16 protein-coding genes are annotated in these 26480 nt (G+C 72.9%); 6 read left to right on the top strand and 10 right to left on the bottom strand.

Features of this window, described 5'->3' with window-relative positions:
- Positions 1-49: 49 nt before the first annotated feature.
- On the bottom strand, positions 50-631 hold the full coding sequence (locus ACZ68P_RS23505; protein WP_471009199.1) for a GNAT family N-acetyltransferase: 582 nt from the start codon (positions 629-631) through the stop codon (positions 50-52).
- Between the two features lie 239 nt (positions 632-870).
- Between ACZ68P_RS23505 and secA the strand changes: the two genes are divergently transcribed.
- On the top strand, positions 871-3684 hold the full coding sequence (gene secA / locus ACZ68P_RS23500) for a preprotein translocase subunit SecA (protein WP_471009197.1): 2814 nt from the start codon (positions 871-873) through the stop codon (positions 3682-3684).
- 80 nt (positions 3685-3764) lie between these two features.
- Here the strand turns inward: secA and ACZ68P_RS23495 are convergent, their stop codons facing one another.
- A complete protein-coding gene (locus ACZ68P_RS23495; protein ID WP_471009194.1) occupies positions 3765-4484 on the bottom strand; it encodes an Rv3235 family protein in 720 nt (239 codons plus the stop codon).
- A gap of 276 nt (positions 4485-4760) precedes the next feature.
- Here ACZ68P_RS23495 and ACZ68P_RS23490 point away from each other — a divergent pair, with 276 nt between their 5' ends.
- Together ACZ68P_RS23490 and ACZ68P_RS23485 are read left to right on the top strand one after the other, a co-directional pair.
- Positions 4761-5267, top strand: coding sequence for a DUF6912 family protein (locus ACZ68P_RS23490; RefSeq protein ID WP_471009193.1), 507 nt, complete (start codon positions 4761-4763; stop codon positions 5265-5267).
- Between the two features lie 165 nt (positions 5268-5432).
- A complete protein-coding gene (locus tag ACZ68P_RS23485; protein WP_471009191.1) occupies positions 5433-6107 on the top strand; it encodes an HAD family hydrolase in 675 nt (224 codons plus the stop codon).
- A 282-nt stretch (positions 6108-6389) separates the two neighbouring features.
- Here the strand turns inward: ACZ68P_RS23485 and ACZ68P_RS23480 are convergent, their stop codons facing one another.
- Entirely contained in the window at positions 6390-6944 is a 555-nt protein-coding gene (locus ACZ68P_RS23480) for a DJ-1/PfpI family protein (protein ID WP_471009190.1), read from the bottom strand.
- 431 nt (positions 6945-7375) lie between these two features.
- Here ACZ68P_RS23480 and ACZ68P_RS23475 point away from each other — a divergent pair, with 431 nt between their 5' ends.
- Positions 7376-12340 carry an NAD-glutamate dehydrogenase gene (locus ACZ68P_RS23475; RefSeq protein WP_471009189.1) on the top strand — a complete coding sequence of 1655 codons (4965 nt, stop codon included), beginning with the start codon at positions 7376-7378 and terminating at the stop codon, positions 12338-12340.
- A gap of 106 nt (positions 12341-12446) precedes the next feature.
- On the opposite strand, the gene ACZ68P_RS23470 is transcribed toward ACZ68P_RS23475, so the two are convergent.
- From ACZ68P_RS23470 to ACZ68P_RS23460, 3 genes are read right to left on the bottom strand one after another with little or no spacing between them, the layout of a single operon-like run.
- A complete protein-coding gene (locus tag ACZ68P_RS23470) occupies positions 12447-13964 on the bottom strand; it encodes a glycosyltransferase family 87 protein (RefSeq protein ID WP_471009187.1) in 1518 nt (505 codons plus the stop codon).
- Positions 13965-13994: 30 nt separating this feature from the next.
- Complete coding sequence (locus ACZ68P_RS23465; protein ID WP_471009186.1) at positions 13995-14792, bottom strand: ABC transporter ATP-binding protein; 798 nt, start codon at positions 14790-14792, stop codon at positions 13995-13997.
- Positions 14785-15768, bottom strand: coding sequence for an ABC transporter permease (locus ACZ68P_RS23460; protein ID WP_471009184.1), 984 nt, complete (start codon positions 15766-15768; stop codon positions 14785-14787). The genes ACZ68P_RS23465 and ACZ68P_RS23460 overlap by 8 nt, the downstream gene beginning before the upstream one ends.
- Before the next feature lie 146 nt (positions 15769-15914).
- On the opposite strand from ACZ68P_RS23460, the gene ACZ68P_RS23455 reads away from it, so the two are divergent.
- Complete coding sequence (locus tag ACZ68P_RS23455) at positions 15915-16520, top strand: TetR/AcrR family transcriptional regulator (protein ID WP_471009182.1); 606 nt, start codon at positions 15915-15917, stop codon at positions 16518-16520.
- Between the two features lie 153 nt (positions 16521-16673).
- Here ACZ68P_RS23455 and ACZ68P_RS23450 read toward each other — a convergent pair whose 3' ends face one another.
- From ACZ68P_RS23450 to ACZ68P_RS23435, 4 genes are all read right to left on the bottom strand, one after another.
- Complete coding sequence (locus ACZ68P_RS23450) at positions 16674-17477, bottom strand: carbohydrate ABC transporter permease (RefSeq protein WP_471009238.1); 804 nt, start codon at positions 17475-17477, stop codon at positions 16674-16676.
- Positions 17478-17539: 62 nt separating this feature from the next.
- Positions 17540-18886, bottom strand: a complete 1347-nt coding sequence (locus tag ACZ68P_RS23445; protein ID WP_471009179.1) for a carbohydrate ABC transporter permease — start codon at positions 18884-18886, stop codon at positions 17540-17542.
- 9 nt (positions 18887-18895) lie between these two features.
- The gene (locus ACZ68P_RS23440) at positions 18896-20269 is read right to left on the bottom strand and encodes an ABC transporter substrate-binding protein (protein WP_471009177.1); all 1374 of its coding nucleotides are present in this window, start codon (positions 20267-20269) and stop codon (positions 18896-18898) included.
- Positions 20270-20592: 323 nt separating this feature from the next.
- A complete protein-coding gene (locus tag ACZ68P_RS23435; RefSeq protein ID WP_471009174.1) occupies positions 20593-24333 on the bottom strand; it encodes an FHA domain-containing protein in 3741 nt (1246 codons plus the stop codon).
- Positions 24334-24763: 430 nt separating this feature from the next.
- On the opposite strand from ACZ68P_RS23435, the gene ACZ68P_RS23430 reads away from it, so the two are divergent.
- On the top strand, positions 24764-26443 hold the full coding sequence (locus ACZ68P_RS23430) for a serine/threonine-protein kinase (protein ID WP_471009172.1): 1680 nt from the start codon (positions 24764-24766) through the stop codon (positions 26441-26443).
- Positions 26444-26480 lie beyond the last annotated feature (37 nt).

Here is a 26480-nt window from a genome sequence, read left to right as displayed (position 1 = left end):
CCGCGACCCGGCGCGGTCGCCCTGCGGCCCGGGGAGCGGTCGGGTGCGGTCAGTCCTCGGTCCGAGGGGCCGGCAGGTAGGGCGTGGTGCCGGGCAGGCCCAGGTCGGACGGGAGGAGCGAGCCGACCCAGCTGTCGCGCAGCGTGCCCTTGTTCGGCAGGCCGGCGCGGAGCACGCCCTCGATCGTGAAGCCGGTCTTCTCCGCGATGGCGCGGGAGCCCGTGTTGCCCACCTCGGCGCGCCACTCGAGCCGGGTGCAGGCCAGCTCGGTGAAGGCCCAGCGGGCCAGGGCGAGGACCGTCTCCGTCATGTAGCCGCGGCCGCGGTGTTCCTTGGCGGTCCAGAAGCCGACCTCCCAGGAGCCGGAGCGCGGGTGGTGGAGGCCGGCCGCGGCCAGGACCGGGCCGCCCTCCCGGAGCCGTACGGCGAAGGTGTACTCGGTGTCGTCCCGCCACCCGTCGGGGACCACGCGCGTGAGGAAGTACTCGGCGTCCTGCCGCGTATAGGGGGACGGCACGGTCGTCCAGCGCTGGATGTCCGGGTCCTGACAGGCGGCGTGGACCTCGTCCGCGTCGTCCGGGACGAAGACGCGCAGCTCCAGGCGGGGGGTGGTGAGGGTGATCGGCTCCATGACGGGATTGTGGTGACCCGGCGGGCGCGACGCGAACACTTTTCGGGTCGCCGCGGCACCTTCCGTGCCTCTGGTGCGTTGTCTTTCCGGGCGGCGGTGACCCTTCGGGCCTGCGGGCCTCCCGGCGCGGCGGCGGTCTCGCTTACGATGGCCGTTGCGGTGGGGACCACCTGCCGTGCCCGCGCCCGAGTCATGACAAGACCCAGTGCCAGGCCCGACCGGCAAGGAGACCAGCCTCAGTGTCCGTCTTCAACAAGCTCATGCGTGCAGGCGAAGGCAAGATCCTGCGCAAACTGCACCGCATCGCGGACCAGGTCAACTCCATCGAAGAGGACTTCGTCAACCTCTCCGACGCCGAGTTGCGGGCTCTCACCGAGGAGTACAAGCAACGGTACGCCGACGGCGAGAGCCTCGACGACCTGCTCCCCGAGGCCTTCGCGACCGTCCGCGAGGCCGCCAAGCGCGTCCTCGGCCAGCGCCACTACGACGTGCAGCTGATGGGCGGTGCCGCCCTGCACTTCGGCTACGTCGCCGAGATGAAGACCGGTGAGGGCAAGACCCTCGTCGGCACCCTCCCGGCGTACCTGAACGCGCTGTCCGGCAAGGGCGTGCACCTGATCACGGTGAACGACTACCTCGCCGAGCGCGACTCCGAGATGATGGGCCGCGTCCACAAGTTCCTCGGCCTGGACGTCGGCTGCATCCTGGCCAACATGACGCCGGCCCAGCGCCGTGAGCAGTACGCCTGCGACATCACGTACGGCACGAACAACGAGTTCGGCTTCGACTACCTGCGCGACAACATGGCGTGGTCCAAGGACGAGCTCGTCCAGCGCGGCCACAACTTCGCCTGCGTCGACGAGGTCGACTCCATCCTGGTCGACGAGGCCCGGACGCCGCTGATCATCTCCGGCCCGGCCGACCAGGCCACGAAGTGGTACGGCGACTTCGCCAAGCTGGTCACCCGCCTGACCCGCGGCGAGGCCGGCAACCCGCTGAAGGGCATCGAGGAGACCGGCGACTACGAGGTCGACGAGAAGAAGCGCACGGTCGGCATCCACGAGTCCGGCGTCGCCAAGGTCGAGGACTGGCTGGGCATCGACAACCTGTACGAGTCGGTGAACACCCCGCTCGTCGGTTACCTGAACAACGCCATCAAGGCCAAGGAACTGTTCAAGAAGGACAAGGACTACGTCGTCATCGACGGCGAGGTCATGATCGTCGACGAGCACACCGGCCGTATCCTCGCCGGCCGCCGCTACAACGAGGGCATGCACCAGGCGATCGAGGCGAAGGAAGGGGTGGACATCAAGGACGAGAACCAGACCCTCGCCACGATCACCCTCCAGAACTTCTTCCGCCTCTACGACAAGCTCTCCGGCATGACCGGTACGGCCATGACCGAGGCCGCGGAGTTCCACCAGATCTACAAGCTCGGCGTCGTCCCGATCCCGACGAACAGGCCGATGGTCCGCAAGGACCAGTCCGACCTGATCTACCGCACCGAGGTCGCCAAGTTCGCCGCCGTCGTCGACGACATCGCGGAGAAGCACGAGAAGGGCCAGCCGATCCTCGTCGGCACGACGTCGGTCGAGAAGTCCGAGTACCTCTCGCAGCAGTTGTCCAAGCGGGGCATCCAGCACGAGGTCCTCAACGCCAAGCAGCACGACCGTGAGGCGACGATCGTCGCCCAGGCGGGCCGCAAGGGCGCCGTCACGGTCGCCACCAACATGGCCGGCCGAGGCACCGACATCAAGCTCGGCGGCAACCCGGACGACCTCGCCGAGGCCGAGCTGCGCCAGGCGGGCCTGGACCCGGTCGAGCACGTCGAGGAGTGGGCCGCGGCCCTTCCCGGCGCCCTGGAGCGTGCCGAGAAGGCCGTCAAGGCGGAGTTCGAGGAGGTCAAGTCCCTCGGCGGGCTCTACGTCCTGGGCACCGAGCGCCACGAGTCGCGCCGTATCGACAACCAGCTGCGCGGCCGTTCCGGCCGTCAGGGAGACCCGGGCGAGTCCCGCTTCTACCTCTCCCTCGGCGACGACCTGATGCGTCTGTTCAAGGCGCAGATGGTCGAGCGCGTCATGGCCATGGCCAACGTTCCGGACGACGTGCCGATCGAGAACAAGATGGTCACCCGCGCGATCGCCTCCGCGCAGTCGCAGGTGGAGACCCAGAACTTCGAGACGCGTAAGAACGTCCTGAAGTACGACGAGGTCCTCAACCGGCAGCGCGAGGTCATCTACGGCGAGCGCCGCCGTGTCCTGGAAGGCGAGGACCTGCACGAGCAGATCCAGCACTTCATGAACGACACCATCGACGACTACATCCGCCAGGAGACGGCCGAGGGCTTCGCGGAGGAGTGGGACCTCGACCGCCTGTGGAACGCCTTCAAGCAGCTGTACCCGGTGAAGGTCACGGTCGAGGAGCTGGAGGAGGCGGCGGGCGACCGCGCGGGCATCACCGCCGAGTTCATCGCCGAGTCCGTCAAGGACGACATCCACGAGCAGTACGCGGCCCGGGAGAAGTCGCTCGGCTCGGACATCATGCGTGAGCTGGAGCGCCGGGTGGTGCTGTCCGTGCTCGACCGCAAGTGGCGTGAGCACCTCTACGAGATGGACTACCTCCAGGAGGGCATCGGCCTGCGCGCGATGGCCCAGAAGGACCCGCTGGTCGAGTACCAGCGCGAGGGCTTCGACATGTTCACCGCCATGATGGAGGGCATCAAGGAGGAGTCCGTCGGCTACCTGTTCAACCTGGAGGTCCAGGTCGAGCAGCAGGTCGAGGAGGTCCCGGTGCAGGACGAGGCCGGCCGGACCTCGCTGGACAAGAAGGACGCGGTGCCGGCCGGTGCCGGACGTCCGGAGATCCGCGCCAAGGGGCTCGACGCCCCGCAGCGCCCGGACCGGCTGCACTTCTCCGCGCCGAAGGTGGACGGGGACGGCTCGGTCGTCGAGGGCGACTTCATCGCCGACGGCGCCTCCTCGGGTGACGGCATGACCCGCGCGGAGCGGCGCAAGGCGCAGAAGAGCAGCGGCGGGCGCCGCCGCAAGAAGTAGCACCGACGGCGGCCTGACGGCCGTCGCCGCAGCGGTGGAGCGAAGGGGCCGGACACCTGGTGAGGTGGCCGGCCCCTTCGTCAGGTCCGGGTGGCCTGGGCGGGCACGCGGGCCGGGAGGCTGCTCCCTGGGCCGTTTCCATTCCGGGGGCCGCTCCCGCTCCCGGCTCCGTCGGCGTTGCCGTGCTGGAGGCCGTGGCCCGGTCCGCATCCGTGGCCCGGCCCGTAACCGTTCGCGGGTCCGTTCCCTGACCCGTCCACGAGGCCGTCCACCTCGACGGCGGCGCAGCGCCAGCGGCCGTCCGCGCCGCGCTCCAGACGGAACGCCAGGGCCCTGACCCGGTCGCCGACGGCGATGCTCGCGAACGCCTCGACGGCCCCCGGCCGCGGCTGGTGGACGGAGCAGCGCCGGAGCACGGGGCGGGGGCCGCAGGACCGCAGGGGTGTGGCCGGGGCCAGCCGGACCAGCTGCTCGTAGGCCGCGCCGACCGTCCGGCCGAGCATCCAGTGGACGGGCCGGTCGCCGGTGAGGACGGCGAGGAGACGCTCGGCGAAGACGGTGTGCGGCGGGAGGGCGAGCGGCGCCGTGCGGGCGCGCTGCGGGGCGGCGGGGCGGGCCCCGGCGGAGCCTCGGGGGCCGGTGCCGGCCGGGCCGCGCGGGGCGGAGCGGGGGCGGGGTGTCCGGGGGCGGGGGGTCGCGCCCGCCGGGGCGGTGCGACCGGTCGCCGAAGAGCCCGGGGCGGTCGTGGCGGGCGGCGTGGTCCGCGCTGCGCGGGCCGTCGTGGTGGCGGTGCTGTCCATGGGCGTCCCCGTCCCTCGCGCCCGCTGGTCTACCGGGCGGTAACTTCTGTTGGGGATCTTGTACGGGGAGGCGCCGAGCCCTCGCAAGGCGCCACGGTCGCCGGGGCGGGGCCCTCCGCGATTCACCTATCCGGGTGAGTCGGAGGGGGCGGGAGCCTGTGGGCGCCGAGGCCGGGGCATGCGTGCGGATGACCGGCGAGGGGGCGGCCCCCCAGCCCCGAAGGGGGACTCCGCACGTATCCTGAGGGCGTCCTCCGACTACGAAAGCGGCCAGCCATGCGCGTGTACGTCCCCCTGACCCTTCCCGGTCTCGCACAGGCGCACAAGGCGGGCGAGCTGGGCCCGGGCCCGCTGACCGCCTATGCCGTCACCCCCGTGCTGCGCGAGTGGTACGTCTCCGACGACATCGAGGAGCTGGAGTACGCCGCGCTCAACCGGGCTGCGGCCGCCTCCCTGCGCCTGATCGCCGGGGACCCCTCGGCGGCCCGGCGCCGGATCGTCGTCGCCGTCGACGTGCCGGACAAGGACGCCGTGGTCGACCCCGACCGCGGACTGGACGCCGGCTCCCTCGGCGAGGTCCGTATCGCCGGAGCCGTACCGCTGGCCAAGGCGGCGGCCGTGCACGCCGACGCGGACGACGCCGAGGCGGACGTCTCGGCGGCCGCCGACGCGCTGGGCGCGGCCGACCAGGGCGACGACGACGCCCGGTTCACGGTGGACGGCGCGGAGGACCACGAGCTGCTCTGGTTCGGCGTGCAGGAGATCCCGGGCCTGCTGGGCTGACGTCCGGCGTACCGGTGGGCGTGCCGGTCCCGCGTACCGGCGGGCCGGCGTGCACCGGGCCGCCTCGGTCCATGCACGCAGGCGCGACCCCCCCCTGCCCCACCGCACCCCGCCTCCCCCCCCCGGCCGGGAACGGTTGTCGGAGCGTGCCGGTACCGTCTTCGCATGGGGAAGCACGGGACGAAGCGGCGCGGCAAGCACCTGGTCTGGGACTGGAACGGCACGCTGCTCGACGACATCCAGGCCGTCATCGACGCGACGAACGCGGCCTTCGCCGAGCTGGGCCTCGCGCCGATCACACTCGCCCGGTACCGGGACCTGTACACGGTGCCGGTACCGAAGTTCTACGAACGGCTGATGGGACGGCTGCCCACCGAGACGGAGTGGGCGCTGATGGACGGCATCTTCCACCGCCACTACTGGCAGCGGGCCGACGGCTGCGGTCTGACCGCCGGAGCGGCGGAGCTGCTCGCCGCGCGCCAGGCGTCGGGGTTCACCCAGTCCCTGCTCTCCCTCGCCCCGCACGCGGAGCTGGTGCCGCTGGTCCGGAGCCACGGGATCGAGGAGCGGTTCGTCCGCGTGGACGGGCGGATCGGCACCTCCACGGCGGGCAAGGCCGGACACATGGTGCGGCACCTCGCCGCTCTCCAGGGCGTCGAGCCGGAGCGGATCGTGGTCATCGGAGACGCGGCGGACGACGCCCTGGCGGCGGCGCACGTCGGCGCCAGGGCCGTGCTCTACACCGGCGGGTCCCACAGCCGGTCCAGCCTGGAGGCCGTGGGCGTGCCGGTCGTCGACTCCCTCACGGAGGCGGTCGCGGTGGCGGAAGAGCTGGTGTAGGGCCGGGGGCAGGGGCGGCCTGGAGAGCCGGTACAGGGCCGGGGCAGTGGTCCTGGAAAGCGGGGCGGGGAGCCTGTCCGGTGGGCGGGAAGCCTGTCCGGAGGGCGGTGACGGGCGCCGGAAGCGGCCCGTCCCCGCCCGCCGGGCGGCGTGCCGGCCTTCGGTTGAGGGAGGCGGGCCGGGTGCGGTTTCAGGGCATTGGAAATGCCCCGTCCCCGCCCGCCGGGCGTCCGCACCCTTGGCCCGTCCCCGCCCTCGGCCCGTCCCCGCCTCCGGCCTGCCTCAGCTCTTGGCGCGCAGGACCTTCAGGAACTCGCGCATCCAGGTCGGGTGGTCCGGCCAGGCGCGGGACGAGACCAGGGTGCCGTCGACGACCGCCTCGGTGTCCTGGAAGCTCGCGCCCGCCGCCTGCATGTCCAGCTCCAGGGCCGGATACGCCGTCACCCTGCGGCCCTCCAGACCGCCGATCGCGGCCGTCAGGAGCGGGCCGTGGCAGATCTGGGCCACCGGCTTGTCCGCGTCGAAGAAGGACTTCAGGATCTTGCGCAGCTCCGGGTCGTTGCGGAGGTACTCCGGCGCCCGGCCGCCCGGGATCACCACCGCCACGTATTCGCCCGGGTCGACCTCCGAGAAGGCCAGGTCGGCGGGCCAGGTGTAGCCGGGCTTCTCGGTGTACGTGTCGAAGCCCGGCTCGAAGTCGTGCACGACGAAGCGCAGCTGTTTCCGCGCCGGCGCGGCGATGTGGACCTCGTACCCCTCTTCGAGCAGCCGCTGGTACGGGTACATCACCTCCAGCGACTCCGCCGCGTCCCCGGTCACGATCAAGATCTTCGCCATTGACGACTCCCACATCCGGTGGTGGTGGTGGCTCACGCTTCGTAGTATCGCCGTCACACTCCCGGCGGCGCCGCGCTTTGCCAAGAGGACTTGTGTCGCTGTCCATAACGTCAAACTTCCACCCCCGCTTTTGTACACATACGGCTCATGACGGGTCGGGGGGAGGGAGCGATAGGCTTTTCCCGTGATCAGCGCGATACGCCGTGGGGGCAGCGAAGCCCCCGGCCTCCGCCCGGTCCGCGACAGCGGCCGGGCCGACAGGGCGTTCGCCGGCCTTCACCGTCCGGGCGCGCCGCGCACTGTGGCCGAATCCGGCCCGGACATCTCTCACCGCGGCATAACGTCGTCTTCGACCGGTACACCCGCGTCGTGGCGTTGTGTCCTTTCTTCCACCGACGTCACGCAACGGCGCGCGACAGGAGCCAGAGGACATGCAGACCAAGCTGGACGAAGCCAAGGCCGAGTTGCTCGAGAGGGCCGCTCGGGTAGCTGAGAACAGCCCGGTCGGGGGGCGACTTCCGACGGGGCCCGAGCACGGGGAGAGGCCCGACCGGGACACCCTGCTCGACTACCTCCAGCGCTACTACCTGCACACCGCGCCCGAGGACCTCACCGACCGCGACCCCGTGGACGTCTTCGGCGCCGCGCTCTCGCACTACCGGCTGGCCGAGAACCGCCCGCAGGGCACGGCCAACGTGCGCGTCCACACCCCGACGGTGGAGGAGAACGGCTGGACCTGCAGCCACTCCGTCGTGGAGGTCGTCACCGACGACATGCCCTTCCTCGTGGACTCCGTGACCAACGAGCTCTCCCGCCAGGGCCGCGGCATCCACGTCGTGATCCACCCGCAGGTCCTCGTCCGCCGTGACGTCACCGGCAAGCTCGTCGAGGTGCTCACCGCCGAGAACGGCGGGACGGCGAAGGCCGGACTCCCGCACGACGCGCTCGTCGAGTCCTGGATCCACGTCGAGATCGACCGCGAGACCGACCGCTCCGACCTCAAGCAGATCACCGCCGACCTGCTCCGCGTCCTGTCCGACGTCCGCGAGACGGTCGAGGACTGGGAGAAGATGCGCGACGCGGCGATGCGCATCGCCGACGGGCTCCCCGACGAGCCCATGGCCTCCGACCTGCGCCCCACCGAGGTCGAGGAGGCACGTGAGCTGCTCCGCTGGCTCGCCGCCGACCACTTCACCTTTCTCGGCTACCGCGAGTACGAGCTGGTCGACGGGGACGCGCTGACCGCCGTCCCCGGCACCGGCCTCGGCATCCTGCGCTCCGACCCGCACCACAGCGGCAAGGACGACCACCATGCCCACCCGGTCTCGCCCTCCTTCAGCCGGCTGCCCGCCGACGCCCGGGCCAAGGCGCGCGAGCACAAGCTGCTCATCCTCACCAAGGCCAACAGCCGCTCCACGGTGCACCGGCCCTCGTACCTCGACTACGTCGGTGTGAAGAAGTTCGACGCCGAGGGCAACGTCATCGGCGAGCGCCGCTTCCTGGGCCTGTTCTCCTCCGCCGCGTACACCGAGTCCGTGCGCCGCGTGCCCGTGGTCAGCCGCAAGGTCCAGGAGGTCCTGGACGGCGCCGGCTTCTCGCCCAACAGCCACGACGGCCGCGACCTGCTCCAGATCCTCGAGACCTACCCGCGCGACGAGCTGTTCCAGACCCCGGTCGACCAGCTCCGGTCCATCGTCACCAGCGTCCTGTACCTCCAGGAGCGGCGGCGCCTGCGGCTCTACCTGCGCCAGGACGAGTACGGGCGCTACTACTCCGCCCTCGTCTACCTCCCGCGCGACCGCTACACCACCGGCGTCCGGCTGCGGATCATCGACATCCTCAAGGAGGAGCTCGACGGCACCAGCGTCGACTTCACCGCCTGGAACACCGAATCGATCCTCTCCCGCCTGCACTTCGTCGTCCGCGTCAAGCCAGGCACCGAACTCGCCAAGCTGACCGACGCCGACGCCGACCGCATCGAGGCCAGGCTCGTCGAGGCCGCCCGGTCCTGGGCCGACGGCTTCGGCGAGGCGCTGAACGCCGAACTCGGCGAGGAGCGCGCCGCCGAACTGCTGCGCCGCTACGGCAACGCCTTCCCCGAGGGCTACAAGGCGGACCACTCGCCGCGCGCCGCCGTCGCGGACCTGGTCCGCCTGGAACAGCTCGGCCGCACCGGCAAGGACTTCGCGCTCTCGCTGTACGAGCCGGTCGGCGCGGGCCCCGGCGAGCGCCGCTTCAAGATCTACAAGACGGGCCCCCAGGTCTCCCTCTCCGCCGTCCTGCCGGTGCTCAACCGGCTGGGCGTCGAGGTCGTCGACGAGCGCCCGTACGAGCTGCGCTGCGCCGACCGTACGCACGCCTGGGTCTACGACTTCGGCCTGCGGATGCCGACCGGGAACGGCGACCACCTCGCCGACGACGCCCGCGAGCGGTTCCAGGAGGCGTTCGCCGCCACCTGGACCGGTGAGGCCGAGAACGACGGCTTCAACGCGCTGGTGCTCGCCGCCGGCCTCAACTGGCGTCAGGCGATGGTGCTGCGCGCCTACGCGAAGTACCTGCGCCAGGCCGGTGCGACCTTCAGCCAGGACTACATGGAGGACACCCTCCGCGACAACGTCCACACCACCCGGCTGCTGGTCTCGCTCTTCGAGGCGCGGATGTCCCCGGAGCGCCAGCGCGCCGGCACCGAGCTGACCGACGGGCTCCTGGAGGAGCTGGACGGCGCCCTCGACCAGGTCGCCTCCCTCGACGAGGACCGGATCCTCCGCTCCTTCCTCACCGTCATCAAGGCGACCCTGCGCACCAACTTCTTCCAGAAGTCCGAGGACGGCAGGCCGCACGCGTACGTCTCGATGAAGTTCGACCCGCAGGCGATCCCCGACCTCCCCGCGCCCCGCCCGGCGTTCGAGATCTGGGTGTACTCGCCGCGCGTCGAGGGCGTGCACCTGCGCTTCGGCAAGGTCGCCCGAGGCGGTCTGCGCTGGTCCGACCGGCGTGAGGACTTCCGGACCGAGATCCTCGGCCTGGTCAAGGCGCAGATGGTGAAGAACACCGTCATCGTGCCCGTCGGCGCCAAGGGCGGCTTCGTCGCCAAGCAGCTCCCGGACCCGTCCGTGGACCGCGACGCCTGGCTGACCGAGGGCATCGCCTCCTACAAGACCTTCATCTCGGCGCTGCTCGACATCACCGACAACCTCGTCGCCGGCGAGGTCGTGCCCCCGGTCGACGTGGTCCGCCACGACGAGGACGACACCTACCTCGTCGTCGCCGCGGACAAGGGCACCGCGACCTTCTCCGACATCGCCAACGAGGTGGCCGTCGCCTACGGCTTCTGGCTCGGCGACGCCTTCGCCTCCGGCGGCTCTGCGGGCTACGACCACAAGGGCATGGGCATCACCGCCCGCGGCGCCTGGGAGTCCGTGAAGCGGCACTTCCGCGAGCTGGGCCACGACACCCAGACCGAGGACTTCACCGTCGTCGGCGTCGGCGACATGTCCGGCGACGTCTTCGGCAACGGCATGCTGCTCTCCGAGCACATCCGGCTCGTCGCCGCCTTCGACCACCGGCACATCTTCATCGACCCGAACCCGGACGCGGCCGTCTCGTACGCCGAGCGGCGCCGCCTCTTCGAGCTGCCCCGCAGCTCGTGGGCCGACTACGACACCGCGCTGCTGTCGGCGGGCGGCGGGATCCACCCGCGGACCGCCAAGTCGATCCCGGTCAACGCCGCCATGCGCGCGGCCCTCGGCATCGAGGACGGGGTCACCAAGATGACCCCGGCCGAGCTGATGCAGGCCGTTCTGCACGCCCCCGTCGACCTGCTGTGGAACGGCGGCATCGGCACGTACGTCAAGTCGGCCGCCGAGACCCATGCCGACGTCGGCGACAAGGCGAACGACGCCATCCGCGTCAACGGCGAGGACCTCCGGGTCAAGGTCGTCGGCGAGGGCGGCAACCTCGGTCTGACCCAGCTCGGCCGCATCGAGTTCGCCCGCAGGGGCGGCCCCGAGGGCGAGGGCGGCAAGGTCAACACCGACGCCATCGACAACAGCGCCGGTGTGGACACCTCCGACCACGAGGTCAACATCAAGATCCTGCTCAACGGGCTCGTCACCGAAGGCGACATGACCGTCAAGCAGCGCAACATCATCCTCGCGGAGATGACCGACGAGGTCGGCGCGCTCGTCCTGCGCAACAACTACGCGCAGAACGTGGCCCTGGCCAACGCCGTCGCCCAGTCGCCGTCGCTGCTCCACGCCCACCAGCGCTTCATGCGCCGACTGGGCCGGGACGGACACCTCGACCGCGCGCTGGAGTTCCTGCCCAACGACCGGCAGATCCGCGAGCTGCTCAACAGCGGCAAGGGCCTGAGCCAGCCGGAGCTCGCCGTCCTCCTCGCGTACACCAAGATCACGGTGGCCGACGAACTGATCCACACCGAGCTGCCGGACGACCCGTACCTGCGCGGACTGCTCCACGAGTACTTCCCGACGCTGCTGCGCGAGAAGTTCCCGGAGGCGATCGACACCCACGCGCTGCGCCGGGAGATCATCACCACGATCCTGGTCAACGACACCGTCAACAGCGGTGGCTCGACCTTCCTGCACCGCCTCCGCGAGGAGACCGGCGCGTCGATCGAGGAGATCGTCCGCGCGCAGACCGCCGCCCGCGCCATCTTCCGGCTCGGCGAGGTCTGGGACGCCGTCGAGGCGCTCGACAACCGGGTCCAGGCCGACGTGCAGACCCGGATGCGGCTGCACTCCCGCCGTCTGGTCGAGCGCGGTACGCGCTGGCTGCTCGGCAACCGGCCGCAGCCGCTCCAGCTCGCCGAGACCATCGGCTTCTTCGGCGAGCGGGTCGAGCGGGTCTGGGGCGAGCTGCCGCAGCTGCTGCGCGGCGCGGACCTGGAGTGGTACCAGTCGATCCTGGACGAGCTGACGGCCGAGGGCGTCCCGGAGGAGCTCGCCCTGCGGGTCGCCGGGTTCTCCTCCGCCTTCCCGACGCTCGACATCGTCGCGATCGCGGACCGTACGGACCAGGACCCGATGGCGGTCGCCGAGGTCTACTACGACCTGGCCGACCGGCTGCGGATCACCCAGCTCATGGACCGGATCATCGAGCTGCCGCGCGAGGACCGCTGGCAGTCGATGGCCCGCGCCTCCATCCGCGAGGACCTCTTCGCCGCGCACGCCGCCCTCACGGCGGACGTGCTGTCGGCGGGCGACGGCACCTCGACGCCGGAGGAGCGCTTCAAGGCCTGGGAGCAGAGGAACGCGGCCATCCTGGGGCGGGCGCGGACGACCCTGGAGGAGATCCAGGGCTCGGAGACGTTCGACCTGGCCAACCTGTCGGTGGCGATGCGGACGATGCGCCAGCTGCTGCGCGCGCACTCCTGACCGGCCGAGTGACGGCGCAGGGCCCCGCCGGGTTTCCGGCGGGGCCCTGCGCCGTCGGCCTTTCGCTCGTCGGCCTCTCCGGCCTCGGGGCCCGGACCTCGGTCCCTCACACGTCGTCGTCCTGGCGCACGGCGACCGACGCCGTCCACAGGCGCCGTGCGGCCACGAGCGCCGCCGCGAGCAGCAGGCCGTTGCGGACCACCATGACCGCCAGGCCGCGGTCGGTGCCGGCCACCACCTCGTCGTAGAGGACCGGGTACGCGAGCGAGCTGAGCGCCGCGGCCGGCAGGAGCAGCAGCACCACCGGGCGCATCACGGTCTCCCGGCAGGTGAGGCAGACGGCGCCGAGGCCGAGCAGCCAGACCATGTACTGGGGGCTGATGACCCTGCTGGTGACGGTGAAGAGCAGGACGGCGGCGAGCGCCGCGTCCAGCGGGGTGGCAGCGGTCCAGGTGCGGGCCCGCAGTCGCCACAGCAGGAGCCAGACGAAGGCCAGGACGGTCAGGAGCAGGGCGAGCCGGCCGATGCTTGAGACGTACGGGCCGACGTACTCGAAGGCGCCGTAGCGGTACTCCACGGTCCCCGGCCAGACGCCCGACGTCCTGCCCAGCGCGAGCGCGGTGCCGCCGAGCGACTCGATCTGGACGCCCCGGCTGCCCTGCTGGCGCAGGAAGCCGAGGGAGTCCGAGAAGCAGAGCGCCAGGGTGGTGAGCAGGGCGCCGGCGGTGACGGCGGCGGCGGTCCAGGTGTCGCGGGTGGTACGGCCCCGGGGGGTGCCGATCAGTGTGAGCACCGGCCACACCTTGACCAGCGTGCCGACGGCGGCGAGCGCTCCGCCGAGGATCCGGCCGGCGGCGAACCGCGACTTCATCGCGAGGAGGGCGAGGACGGCGAGGGCGGTGACCTGTACGTCGTACCGCGCGAGGGGCAGGTGCAGGAGCAGGGGCAGCCCGCAGACCCAGACCCAGGAGCCGTGGGTGAGGCGGTGGCTGTCGGCACGGGCGAGGGCGAGGACCACGGCGGCGTCGGCGAGGAGGGTGAGCGCGACGAAGGCCTGGAAGTACGTGAGCCAGGGCAGCGCGCCGGGGGACATGATGACGAGTCCGGCACCGGGCGGGTACTGCCAGGTGACGTCGCCCGCCGGGAAGGTGCCGTGCGCGAACTGGCGGTACCAGTGCTGGTAGAGGACGTGCACCTCGCGGCCCACGCCGCCGACGCCCAGACTGTCGCGCAGCAGGAGCAGCAGCATGCCGGCCCGGGTGACCAGCCAGACGACGGCCAGGGCGATCCAGGGGCCGCGGCCGACGGCGACGAACGTGGCCGCCGTGAACGTCTCCGACTCGAACGGCGAGCCGGTGAGCCCGGGTGGCGCAGGGGCACAGCCGGGCGGCGACTCAGGCCGGTCACCGGAGCCGGCCCGCGAGCCTGTGCCGGTCCGTGAGTCGGCCCGTGAGCCTGTGCCGGTCCGTGAGTCGGCCCGTGAGCCTGTGCCGGTCCGTGAGTCGGCCCGTGAGCCGGTGCCGGTGCCGGTCCCGGGCTCGATTTCGGGCTCGGCGGCCGGGCCCGGGGTGCCGGTGGCGCTGCCGGGCGGGGGCGCTGGGGTGGAGTCTCGATGCGTCGTCATCGGAACTGCACTCTATGGCGCTTGGTGGTGCTATTTCCCTTTTTGTCCCGCCGTCCTGGTGAACTCCTCGTACGCGTCCACCACCTCCGCCGCCGGCCCGTCCCGGCGCAGCGTCCCCGCCTCCAGCCACAGCACCCGGTCGCAGGTCTCCGTGATGGTGCCGAGGGAGTGGCTGACCAGGAAGACGGTGCCCGCCTCGGCCCGCAGTTCGTCGATCCGCCGCCGGCTGCGCCGGCGGAACCGCGCGTCGCCCGTCGCCAGCGCCTCGTCGATGAGCAGGATGTCGTGGCTCTTCTCCGCCGCGATGGAGAAACGGAGGCGGGCGCCCATGCCGGAGGAGTACGTCCGCATGGGGAGCGAGGTGAAGTCGTCCTTCTCGTCGATCCCGGAGAACTCCACGATCCGCTCGTAACGGGCGTCGATCTCCGCGCGGCTCATCCCCATCGCCAGCCCGCCGAGGATCACGTTGCGCTCGCCGGTCAGATCGTTCATCAGTGCCGCGTCGACGCCGAGGAGCGAGGGCCGGCCCTGGGTGTAGATCGTGCCCTCGGTGACGGGCAGCAGTCCGGCCACGGCCTTGAGGAGGGTGGATTTCCCGGATCCGTTCGAACCGATCAGGCCAATCGCCTCGCCTCGGTACGCGGCGAAGCTGACGCCTCGGACCGCGTGCACCGTGTGCGCTCCGGGGGTCTCCCCGCGGCGGATCAGCCGGCTCAGGGCCGCGGTCGCGCCGCCCTTCCCGGGCCGCCCGCCCCGCACGGTGTAGTGGACGTGGGCGCCGTCCACGACGACGGTCGGGGTCCGTTCCGTGTTCGTGTGGTCAGCCACGGCCGTAGGTCTCCTCGGCGGTCCAGAAGTAGAGGAAGCCGCCGGCGAAGGCCAGCAGCGCCCAGCCCGTGGCGAACGCCCAGGCGTGCGGGGGGAGCTGGTCGGCGGTGAAGCCGCCGATCAGCGCGCAGCGCGTCAGGTCGATGTAGAGCGCCACCGGGTTGGCCTCCAGGGCCGTGATCAGCGCCTGCGGCAGCCGACTGCTCGCTTCGAGGTGCCGGATCGACCACATGACTCCGGAGACGTACATCCAGGTGCGCAGCAGGAAGGGCATGAGCTGGGCGATGTCCGGCGTACGGGCGGCCAGGCGGGCCATGACGAGGGCGGCGCCCGTGTTGAAGAGCGCCTGGAGGAACAGCGCGGGGGCGGCGAGCAGCCAGCTCCAGGCGGGGAACTCGCCGAAGCAGAACAGGATGGCGGTGAGCGCGCCGAGCGAGAAGACCAACTGCTGGAGCTGCTGGAGCGCGACGGCGATCGGGAGGCTCGCCCGCGGGAAGTGCAGGGCGCGGACGAGTCCGAGGTTGCCGCTGATGGCGCGGGTACCGGCCAGGACCGACTGGGAAGTGAAGGTCCAGACGAAGACGCCTGTGAGGAGGAAGGGGACGTAGTCCGGGATGTCGCGCCTGACATCCATCAGGACACCGAAGACGAGGTAGTACACCGCCGCGTTGAGGAGCGGGGTCATCACCTGCCAGACCTGGCCGAGCCTGGCCTGGCTGTACTGGGCGGTCAGGCGGGCGGTCGCGAACGCGGTGACGAAGGCCCGGCGTGACCACAGCTGCCGGACGTACGCGGGCAGGGGCGGCCGGGCGCCGCTGACGGAGAGGCCGTGGCGGAGGGCGAGGGCGCGCAGATCCTCCGGGGGTGCGTGGTGCGGCGGGGTGGGGGCCGGGGGGTCGGTCGATGTGCGGGCGGTGGTCGCGGCGGCTGCGCCGGCCCCGGGGGTGGCGGGGGCGGTGTCGGTCGTGGTGGTCACGGGTCGGGTCGCTTTCGCTGGAACGGCTTCGGCGAGCGTGGCAACGACGGGACGGGTCCGTATCGTCGCTTCGTGGAGCGTACGGGCGGGTCACGTCGGAACGCAACCGTTCCGTCGTGACGTGAGCGGTGGATATCATCGCGGGCATGACCACACCTTCCGGAACCCCTCGTCGCGCCCCCGCGGGAGCCGCCGTGCTCCGGGAGGACGTGACCGAGGCCATCCGCACCGCCGTCTTCGAGGAACTGGCCGCCGTCGGCTTCGCCCGGATGTCCATCGAGGGCATCGCCCGCCGCGCGGGCGTCGGGAAGACCGCGGTGTACCGGCGCTGGAAGTCCAAGCTGGCGCTCGTCCTCGACCTGGTCGGGGCCTTCGCCGCGCAGGGCCTGCCCGCCCCCTCCACCGGTTCCCTGAACGGGGACGTGCGGGCGCTCCTCGAAGTCGCCTCGCACGCGCTGCGCCACCCCGTGGCCTCGCGGGTCATCCCGGACCTGCTGGTGGAGGCCGCCCGTCAGCCGGAGATCGCCGACGCGATCAAGGCGGCCCTGCTCGACGGCCGGCAGGGCGTGGTGGCTCGTGTGGTGCGCGAGGCCGTGGAGCGCGGCGAACTGCCCGCCGGCACGGACCCGGACCGAGCGCTCGACCTGGTCGTGGGCCCGCTGTACTGGCGGCTCGTGGTGGTGCGCGGCGACCTGCCGCAGGGGTACCTGGACGACCTCGCGCGAGCGGCGGTGGCCGCGCTCAAGGCGTAGCAGCCTTCCGCACGGAAGCCGGCGGCCCAGGGGCGCCTTGCCGATCTTGCGGGATCGACAAGACACCCCCTGGGGGCGGCACGGCCTGCCGTACGAACACGGGGCCGGCCTCGGTCCCGTACGGCGGCCGTGCCGTGCGTCGCTCCGGTGCCGTTACTTCACCGCGCCCGCCATCACGCCCGAGACGAACTGCCGCTGGAAGGCGAAGAACACCGCCAGCGGGATCACCATCGAGACGAACGCGCCCGGCGCCAGGACGTCGATGTTGTTGCCGAACTGGCGGACCTGCTGTTGCAGCGCCACCGTGATCGGCGGCGAGTCGGAGTCCGCGAAGATCAGCGCGACGAGCATGTCGTTCCACACCCACAGGAACTGGAAGATGCCCAGCGAGGCGATCGCCGGTCCGCCCAGTGGCATCACGACCCGGGTGAAGAGGCGGATCTCGCCCGCCCCGTCGAGGCGCGCCGCTTCCAGCAGTTCCTTCGGGATCTCCGCGAAGAAGTTCCTCAGCAGGAAGATCGCGAACGGCAGGCCGAACGCGGTGTGGAACAGGACGACCCCGAGCGTCGTCTCGAAGATCCCGATCGTGCCGAAGAGCTTCGAGACGGGTACGAGCGCGACCTGGACCGGGACGACGAGGAGACCGACCACCACGAGGAACCACCAGTCCCGGCCCGGGAAGTCCAGCCAGGCGAAGGCGTACCCGGCGAGCGAGCCGATCACGACCACGAGGACGGTCGCCGGGACCGTGATCAGGATGGTCGAGACCAGCGAGCCGGTGATCGTCTCGTCGGCGAGGAGGCCGGCGTAGTTCTCCGTGGTGAGCTGCGCCGGGGCGGTGAAGACCTTCCACCAGCCGCTCTCGCTGATGTCGGACGGGCCGCGCAGCGACGACAGCAGCAGGCCGATCGTCGGCATCAGCCAGAAGAGCCCGACGAGGACGAGGAAGACCCGCATCGCGCCCCCCGCGGCCCGGGAGGCGATCCGTGCGCCCAGGCCGCCCTCACGCTTCGAGGCGGTCACCGGCGGGCCTCCTTTCGCATGCGGCGGATGTTGAAGGCCATCACCGGGAGCACCAGCAGGAGCAGCAGGACGGCGATCGCGGAGCCGATCCCGAGATCCGCGTCCGTGCCGAACGACGACCGGTACAGCTGGAGCGCGAGGACGTTCGCGTCGTCCTGCGCCGAGCCCGGCGCGATGATGAACACCAGGTCGAAGACCTTGAGGACGTTGATCATGAGGGTCACCAGGACCACGGCGAGGACGGGCGCGAGGAGCGGGACCGTGATGCGGCGGAAGACCTGCCACTCGTTCGCCCCGTCGACGCGGGCCGCTTCGAGGAGTTCGCGCGGCATGCCGGCCAGGCCGGCGGCGATCAGCATCATCGCGAACCCGGCCCACATCCACACGTAACTGCCGATGACGGCGGGGGTGACGAGCGAGGGCCCGAGCCACTCGACGCCGTTGTACTGCTCCCGGAAGTTGCTCGCCGGCAACCGCAGGACGGCTCCGTCGGCGGTCGCCGGAAGGACGAACCGCCCGTCGGCGCCGGCCGTGGTGCTCGCGACGACCCGGCCGTCCTTCACCGCCTCGATCCGCAGCCCCTGGAGACCGAGCTCCTTCGGATCGACGACGTTCGGCCTCCCGCCCCCGCCCTTGGTGAAGTCCAGCCAGGCCGTGCCGGCGATCCCGCCGCCCGCCGGGGCGGTCCCGGCGGTGCGTGCCGGCCGGGCGTCCGGAGGCATCTGCGCCGGCGGGACCCCGATCAGCGGTAGCCGTGCGGCCTCGCCCGCGCGGACGGGTTCCTTCGTGACGAACGCGCCGCCGCCCGCCGCCTCGAGCGGATGCACCGGGAGCGGGCGGGCCCGGGGGAAGACGGACGACTCGGCGAAGGTGTCGTGCACCCCGACCCAGACGGCGTTGGCGACCCCGCGGTCCGGATCCTGCTCGTAGACGAGCCGGAAGATGATCCCGGCGGCGAGCATCGATATCGCCATGGGCATGAAGACGACGAGCTTGAACGCCGTCCCCCAGCGCACCCGCTCGGTGAGCACCGCGAAGATCAGCCCGAGCGCGGTGGCGACGGTCGGGGCGAAGACCACCCAGATCGCGTTGTTCCTGACCGCCGTGAGGAGGGTGTCGTCGGTGAAGAGTTCCCGGTAGTTGTCCAGGCCGGCGAAGGAGGTCCCGGCCGTGTCGAAGAAAGACCGCTGGAGGGAGTACCCGATCGGGTAGACGACGAGCGCACCGAGCAGCAGCAGCGCGGGGAGGAGGAACCCCGCCGCCACCGCCTTACGGGTGCCGGTGACGCTCTTGTACGGAGTGCGGGGCGTGCCTTGCCCCCCTGTGCGCGGCACCGAAGCCATGACGGCGGCTCAGCTCCGGTACGCCTTGGCCGCGTCGGCCTCCAGCCGTGCCTGGGTCCCCGCGATGTCCTTCGGGTTCTTGAGGAAGTCCTGGAGCGCCTTCCACTCGCCCTTGCCCGGCGTTCCGCCGAACGACTGCGGCATCTGGTCCGACATGTCGAAGCGGAAGTCGTCGCCGGCCCCGATCAGCGCCTTGGCGATCTCCCGCTGGACGTCGTTCGGGTACGCGGCCGGGTCCAGGTTCTTGTTGGGGGAGAGGAAACCGCCGGCGCCCGCCCAGATCTTCGCCGCGTCGGGGGAGGCGAGGAAGGTCAGCAGCGCCTGCGCCCCCTTGGTGTCCTTCAGCGCCACCGCCGCGTCGCCGGCCGTCACGACCGGGGACTCCGCGCCCACGGCGGGGAAGGGGAACACCTTCGCGTCCGTACCGATCTCGGCGTCCGTCTGCGCGATGTTGACGGCGGCGAAGTCGCCCTCGAACACCATCGCGCCCTTGGGCTGGTCGCCGCCCGTGAACGTCTGGGTGACCGAGGCGGGGAACTCCGTCTGCAACGCGCCGTCCGCGCCGCCCGCGATGAGGGCCGGCTTGCCGAACAGCTGCGCGAGGGTGGTCAGGGCCTGGGTGACGGACGGATCCGTCCACTTGATCGTGTGCCGGGCCAGCTGGTCGTACTTCTCCGGGCCCGCCTGGGAGAGATAGATGTTCTCGAACCAGTCCGTGAGGGTCCAGCCGTCCGCGCCGCCCACCGAGACGGGAGTGACGCCGGAGGCCGAGATCGTCTCGGCGGTGGCGAGGAACTCCTTCCAGGTCTTCGGCTCGGAGGCGCCCGCGTTCTCGAAGGCGGCGGTGTTGTACCAGATCAGGGACTTGTTGGCGGCCTTGAAGTAGACGCCGTACTGCGTGCCGTCGACCGCGCCGAGGTCCTGCCAGCCCTGGGAGTAGTTCTTGGCGAGCTGCGCCTTGGCCTCCGGACCGACCGGCTTGATCCACTTCTGGGCGGCGGCCTGCTTGATCGCACCGACCTGGGGGAGCATCGCCACGTCCGGCGGGGCACCGCCGGCGATCTTCGTACCGAGGAAGTTCACGATCGGGTCCTGGGCCGGCACGAAGGTGACGGTCGCGCCCGTGCGCTTCTCGAACTCCTTCAGGACCTTCGTGAAGTTCTCCTGCTCGGGGCCCGTCCAGACGGCGGCGACCTGGATGTTCTCGCCCTTGAGGGAGGGGAGGGAGACCGAGCCCCCGCCGTTCTCCGCGGTGCTGGTGGGGCCGGCCGGCGGCCCTGGTTCCTTGCTCTCGCCGCCGCAGCCCGCGAGGGCGAGTGCGGTGAACGCGGTGATGGCGGTGATCGTCGTCGCGGCTTTGCGTGTACGAAGAGGTGTACGCATGACTGCCCCGTCTCCCTGTGCGCGTGCTCGTCCCGTGCTCGTGCCAGTGCCGACAGGTCTACGCCCGGTGATCGGGGCCCGCAATACCGCCTCCCGCGCCGGACGGGGGATCGTGATGGGCTCGTGACGGACGCGGCCGGGCGGGATCGGGTGGCACGGGCGGGACGGGGTGGGACCGGATGGGGCGGGTGCAGCCGGGAGCGGGTGGACAGGCGCGGGCGGGCCGGGCGGGCCGCGCGGCGGAATCAGGTCGAGGGTGTGTCAGGGCGTCGGTGCCTCGGCGTCAGGGCGTGGGTGCGCCCGGGTGGCGGGGCGTCAGGGCGTCACGGGTGGACGGCGGGTGCGGTGAGGGGCGCCACGGGGGTGGCGTCGACGGAGCGGGCCGCGCGGTCGAGGGCGCTGGCGAGGAGGGCCAGATCGGTGGGGCCGTTGCCCAGCTCGCGCACGGGTCTGCGGGTGGGCGGGTCGCCCATCCGCTCCCACTCCAGGGGGACCACGGTCGGCCGGAGCGTCGCCGTCCGCGGGATCCGGCTCGTGACGCGTCCCGCCTGGAAGGGGGTCACCCGGCCGTCCGGGTGCCCGAGCCGCCCCCTGCCGGGCGCGGGCTCGTCGGGGCCGGGCGTCGCGGGGGGAGCGTCGAGCACGATCCTCAGCCGGGCGCCGTGGGCCAGCTCCGTGTCCGCCGTACGGTCCGGGCGGGCCGAGGCCGCCACGAGGTGCACCCCGAGCCGCGCGCCGCTTCGCACGACTGCTTCGAGGGCTCGCACGACGGAACCGGCGGCGGGTCGTCCGGGGGCGCCGAGGGCGGGCGCCACCAGCGCGTCGAAGTCGTCCACGAGGACGACGAGCCGGGGAAGCGCCACGGACGTGCCCGTCTCGCCGGAGGCCCCGGCGAGAGCGTCGCCGACCGGGATCGCTTCCGTCCGCGCCCTCGGCGTCCCGTCCCCGAGGGGCTCGGACTCCGGGGCGGGGCGCGGAATCCGGCCGCTGGACCGGTCGCCGAGATCGGCGCTGCCCCGCAACGGCAGCCGGCCGCTGGGCCGATCGCCGAGCGTGCCGTCACCGCCGGGGTAGGGGGTGCGGCCGCTGGGGGAGGCCGGGAGGTCGTCGGGTGTCCGGCGGAGGGAGCGTTCGCCGGGCGTGCCGTCGCCTCCGGGGCGGGAGGGGCGGGCCGGGGAGGCCGCGGGGTCGGCGCCGCCCGCCTGTCGGAGACCGGGGCGGTCGCCCGTCGGGGACTGGCCCAGGCGCAGGGTGCGGCTGCTGGGGAGGTAGGTCAGGTCCTCGGGGCCGGTCCTGACCGTGCGGCCGCTCAGGCGGTCGTGCGGGCGGTCGCCCGCCGTGCCGTCCGGGCCCGGGTGGTCCGTGCGGCCCGAGGACCCGCGCGGGTCCGGGACACGGGCCGTCGAACGCGCGCCCGGCGCCACGCTCTCCGCCGGGCTCGCCGCCCGCTGCGCGACCAGGCGGTCCGTGGCGGGACGCCGGAGGGCCGTACGGCGGTCGGCGAAGTGCCCGTCGCCCAGCAGTTCGGCGCGGCGCTTGAGCTCCGCGCCGAGCGCCTGGGCGAACGCGCGCATGCGGACCGGGTCGGAGGCGACCAGGTGCTCGGTGACGTGGGGCAGCTCCGTGCAGGCCGCCAGGCCCTCGCCCCGCTCGCCGCCCGCGCCGTCCACCAGGAGCAGTCCCAGCCGGTCGGGGCGGCCCCCGGCCGCGAGGGAGGCGGCGATCGACCGCAGCAGCTCCGTGCGCCCGCTGCCGGCCGGTCCCTCGATGAGCAGGTGGGGCCCCTCCGCGGTCAGGTCGACGGAGACCGGCCCGCGCGGCCCCGCCCCCAGCACGGCCGTCCCGTCCGCCGCCGACGCCCAACGGGCCAGCAGCGAGGCGGGGGTCGCCCGGGCGAGCCCCAGCTCGTCGAGCAGCCGGGCGGACCGGGGCAGCGACGCCGCGGCCCGGCCGCGCGGCGCGGTGGCCGCTTCTGTGCGCAGCGGGGCCAGGGCCCGCCCGAAGCGCTCGGCCCAGGCGACCGAGACGGCGTCCACGACGCCCACGGTGCCGTGCCCCGCGGCCCGGCCCCCGGCCGTACGCAACAGCCGCAGCGCCGTCGCCACGTCGCCGCTCAGCAGCGCGACGGCCCCGCACTCGCGGAAGGGGAGGGAGACCGCGCACGCGCTTTCGTACGTCGCCGCCACCGGCGAGACCGGTGAGGCGGCGGGCGCCTCGGCGAGGCAGATCAGATGGATGCCGGCGGCCGCGCCCGCTCCGGCGAGCCGCGCGGTCGTCTCGCGCAGCGCCGCCGAACCCGGGTCCCCGTCCACGATCACGACCGTGGCCGGGCCTTCGTGGCGGGCGGCGGCCTCGGCGACGGCCGCGCGGTCGGCGCTCGGCCAGCCGGGGCCGAGCGGTCCGTCGTCGAGACGGCGGGTGAGCTCGGTCGTACGGGCCTCGGCCTGATCGCGGTCGTAGGCGAGGAGCAGGCGGCAGTCCTGGCCGTGCGCAGGCCGCAGGTGGGGGAGCCAGCCGAGCCAGCCCCAGGCGCGGCGCCGCTCCTCCAGGGAACGGCCGCGGTCCGCGCTGATCAGCACGATCTCCAGCTCGGAGGGGGAGTGCAGGGCGGCGAGCTGGGCCACGACGGAGCGGGCGAGACCGGCGAGGCGGTCGCCGGGCCCGGCCAGGCCGAGCGACCCGGCCTCCCGCAGCCCGACGGTGACGGGCACGCCGGACAGCTCGGCGCGATCGGTCGTCCCGAGGCGGACCACGAGCGATTCGGGGTGGCCGGGTCCGCGCTCCCAGAGCCGGGGGCCCGGGCCGAGCGCGGTCAGCAGCACGGCGGCCGGGTCCGGCCAGGTCTCGGGGGCCGGGAGCGGCCGCCCGTCCGCCCGGTCCGCGGCGAACACGCCGCCGACGCCGGGGTCGTCGCCGGCCTCGGGCACCGTCGCCTCGCCCCTGGCCCCGGTCAGCCGGCGCGCCCACGCCCCTATCCCGCGCTTGCCGCGCACCGGCGAGGCGGCCTGACGGCGGGTCCTGCCGTGGGCGTCGCCCTCGCCGTCCCACGCCTCCTCGGCGCGCGCGTGACCGAGGGGGCCTCCGTGGGTGGCGTCGTCGGTGCGGGAGTGGGCGGGGTGGGGGCGCAGCCCGTCGCGCGCGGGGGTCGCGCCCGGCGTCGGGGCCGGGGTCGGCCAGGAGTCCGTGGCGCGGTCCGCCTCGGCACCGTGCGGACCGGCGCCCGGGTCCCGCCGCGCGTCCAGGGGTGTACCGCCGGTGCGGGAGCCGTCGTCCGCGCCGGTGCGGCGGGCGTCCGTGACCGCCCGGTCGCGCGCGTCCACGGGGTGCACGGCCCCGGAGAGCGTTCCCGAGGCCGCCCCTGAGCCGGCGCCCCGGTCGTGGCCCGCGCCGGTCCCGGCCGGGTCGCCTCCGGTCCCGGTCCCGACCCGCAGGTGGCCTTCGCCGTCCGGGGTCGTGGGCAGCGAGTCCGTACCGCAGTCGCCCGGGCCGGCCAGGCGCACCGCGGACTCGCCCAGACGCAGGAGCGCGCCGGGCGACAGGCGGACGGGGCGGGCGCCGACGGGCTCGCCGTCCAGCGTCGTGCCGTTCGTGGAACCGAGGTCCGCGACCGTGACCCGGCCGTCGTCGCCGACCGTCACCGTGCAGTGCACCCGGGAGACGTCGGGGTCGTCGAGCGGGACGTCCGCGTCGAGGGAGCGGCCGACCCGGATCGGGCCGCCGTGCAGGAGGTGCACCCCGCCGGCGTCCGGACCCGCGACCACGTGGAGCCGGGCCGAGGCGCCTTCGCCCACTCGGTCGTCCGCGCCGGGAACCTGGAGGGTGAGGACCGCGCCGTCGACCAGCGGGGGCTCGCCGAGGGAGCACCGCCGGGTGTCGAGCCGCTCCGGGCCGGCGTAGAGCACCGTGGTGCCGGAGGAGGAGGTCTCCGGGCCGGAGACGGCCGCGGCGAGCTGGGAGGCCACGGCGGCCAGCGCCGTCCCCGCGGGGGCGGTGACGAGCACGTCGCAGGCGCGCCCGGTGCCGTGGCCGGCGTGCGGCGCGAGGACGGTCAGCCGGATCTGCATCGCCGTCAGCGGTCCCTTCTGCGCGTGGTGCCCGGCAGGGGAGCCGCCCTGTGACCTCCCCCACCCGCACGGACGCGTCGTCCGGTACAGGTCGGCACGGCGCGGGGCTCCCGACCCCTGATGCGACGTGCTGTGTGCATCCTCGCACCTGCCGCTGACAACCCGCCCGCGGGTCGCCTCGAAGTGATCTTGAATGGTCGGCTGTGGACGTAAAAGTGCCTGGTTGGGTACGGCTCGCGTCGCTTCCCGCAACCTCCGGTACGACAAATGCGTCTTGTTTTCGGACAAGTCCTGCGCCGGAATCGGCCGTCTCGCGATCGTCCGCTGACCCGTTCGGCGGCACTAAAGTGGGTTGGACCCCCGGACGGGTCACAAAAGAGGACAGGGACCGCGGGGGGTCCAGGACCACGATCAGCAGGGAGCGCGTGACGTGCGGCCAATCGGCAGCAAGTACCTGCTCGAGGAGCCGCTCGGCCGCGGCGCCACGGGCACCGTCTGGCGAGCCCGCCAGCGGGAGACGGCGGGCGCCGAGGCCGCCGTGCCGGGCCAGCCCGGAGAGACCGTCGCGATCAAGGTCCTCAAGGAGGAGCTGGCCAACGACGCGGACATCGTGATGCGCTTCCTGCGCGAGCGGTCCGTGCTGCTCCGGCTCACCCACCCCAACATCGTGCGGACCCGCGACCTGGTCGTCGAGGGTGACGTCCTCGCCCTGGTCATGGACCTCGTCGAGGGCCCGGACCTGCACCGCTACATCCGTGAGAACGGTCCGCTCACCCCGGTCGCCGCGGCGCTGCTCACCGCGCAGATCGCCGACGCCCTCGCCGCCAGCCACGCCGACGGCGTCGTCCACCGCGACCTGAAGCCCGCCAACGTCCTGCTCGCCGAGCGCGACGGACGGATGCACCCGATGCTCACCGACTTCGGCATCGCGCGCCTCGCCGACTCCCCCGGCCTGACCCGTACGCACGAGTTCGTCGGCACGCCCGCGTACGTCGCGCCGGAGTCGGCCGAGGGCCGCCCGCAGACCTCCGCCGTCGACATCTACGGCGCCGGCATCCTGCTCTACGAACTGGTCACCGGGCGTCCCCCGTTCGCGGGCGGCACGGCCCTGGAGGTCCTCCACCGGCACCTCAGCGAGGAGCCGCACCGCCCCTCGACCGTCCCGGGGCCCCTGTGGACGGTGATAGAGCGCTGCCTGAGCAAGAACCCGGACCGCCGGCCCAGCGCCGAGAACCTGGCCCGCGCGCTGCGCACGGTCGCGTCCGGCATCGGCGTGCACGCCACGCCCGCCCAGATCGAGGCGGCCGACGGCGTCGGCGCCCTGCTCGGCCCCGACCCGGCGCCCGCCCCCGTCCCGGAGACGCCCGGAGCGGCCGACCCGACCCAGGTGCTGCCCAGCGGCGCCGGGGCCCACCAGTACGACCCGGCCGCCGCCACCAGCGTCATGCCGACCAGCGGTCCGGGGGCGGGCGCCGACCCGACCGCGGTCCTGCCGCCCGTACCCGCCCAGCCGCCACAGGCTCCGCAGAGCGACGAACCGCACCCCTGGCAGAGCCAGCTGCGCGCGGCGCGCGACCGCAACGAGCAGACGCAGGTGCAGTACCTGGACCCGAGCCAGGACCCGCTGCGCCGGCGACCCCAGCGCCAGCCGCAGCCCTACACGCCGCAGCCGCAGCCGCCGCAGCGACAGCAACCGCAGCAGTACCAGCAGCCGCAGCAGCACCAGCAGCGGCCGCCGCAGCGGCAGCAGTACGCCCCGCAGCAGCCTCCGCAGCAGCAGTACGCGCCGCAGCCCCAGCAGCAGTACCGGCCGCCGCAGCCGCCGCCCCAGGCGCCGGCCCCGCGTGAGCCGCGCCCGCCGCGCGCACGCAGCGCGAACCCCATGCGGATCCCCGGCCTTGGCTGCCTCAAGGGCTGTCTGTTCACGATCGTGCTGTTCGTGGTCGCCGGCTGGCTCATCTGGGAGCTGACCCCGCTGCAGAGCTGGGTCGCCGAGGGCAAGGGCTACTGGGAGGCGATCGGGGACATGATCTCGTCGGTCTCCACCTGGGTCTCCGAGCTCGGCAGCAGCGCGGGCAGCGGTACGACCACCGGCGGTACGGGGCGGTAGTTCCGCCCCCTACCGGCGGTACGGGGCGGCAGTACTG

The organism is Streptomyces sp. NPDC036822 (assembly GCF_055609145.1).
This window is presented reverse-complemented; position numbering and strand designations above follow the sequence as displayed.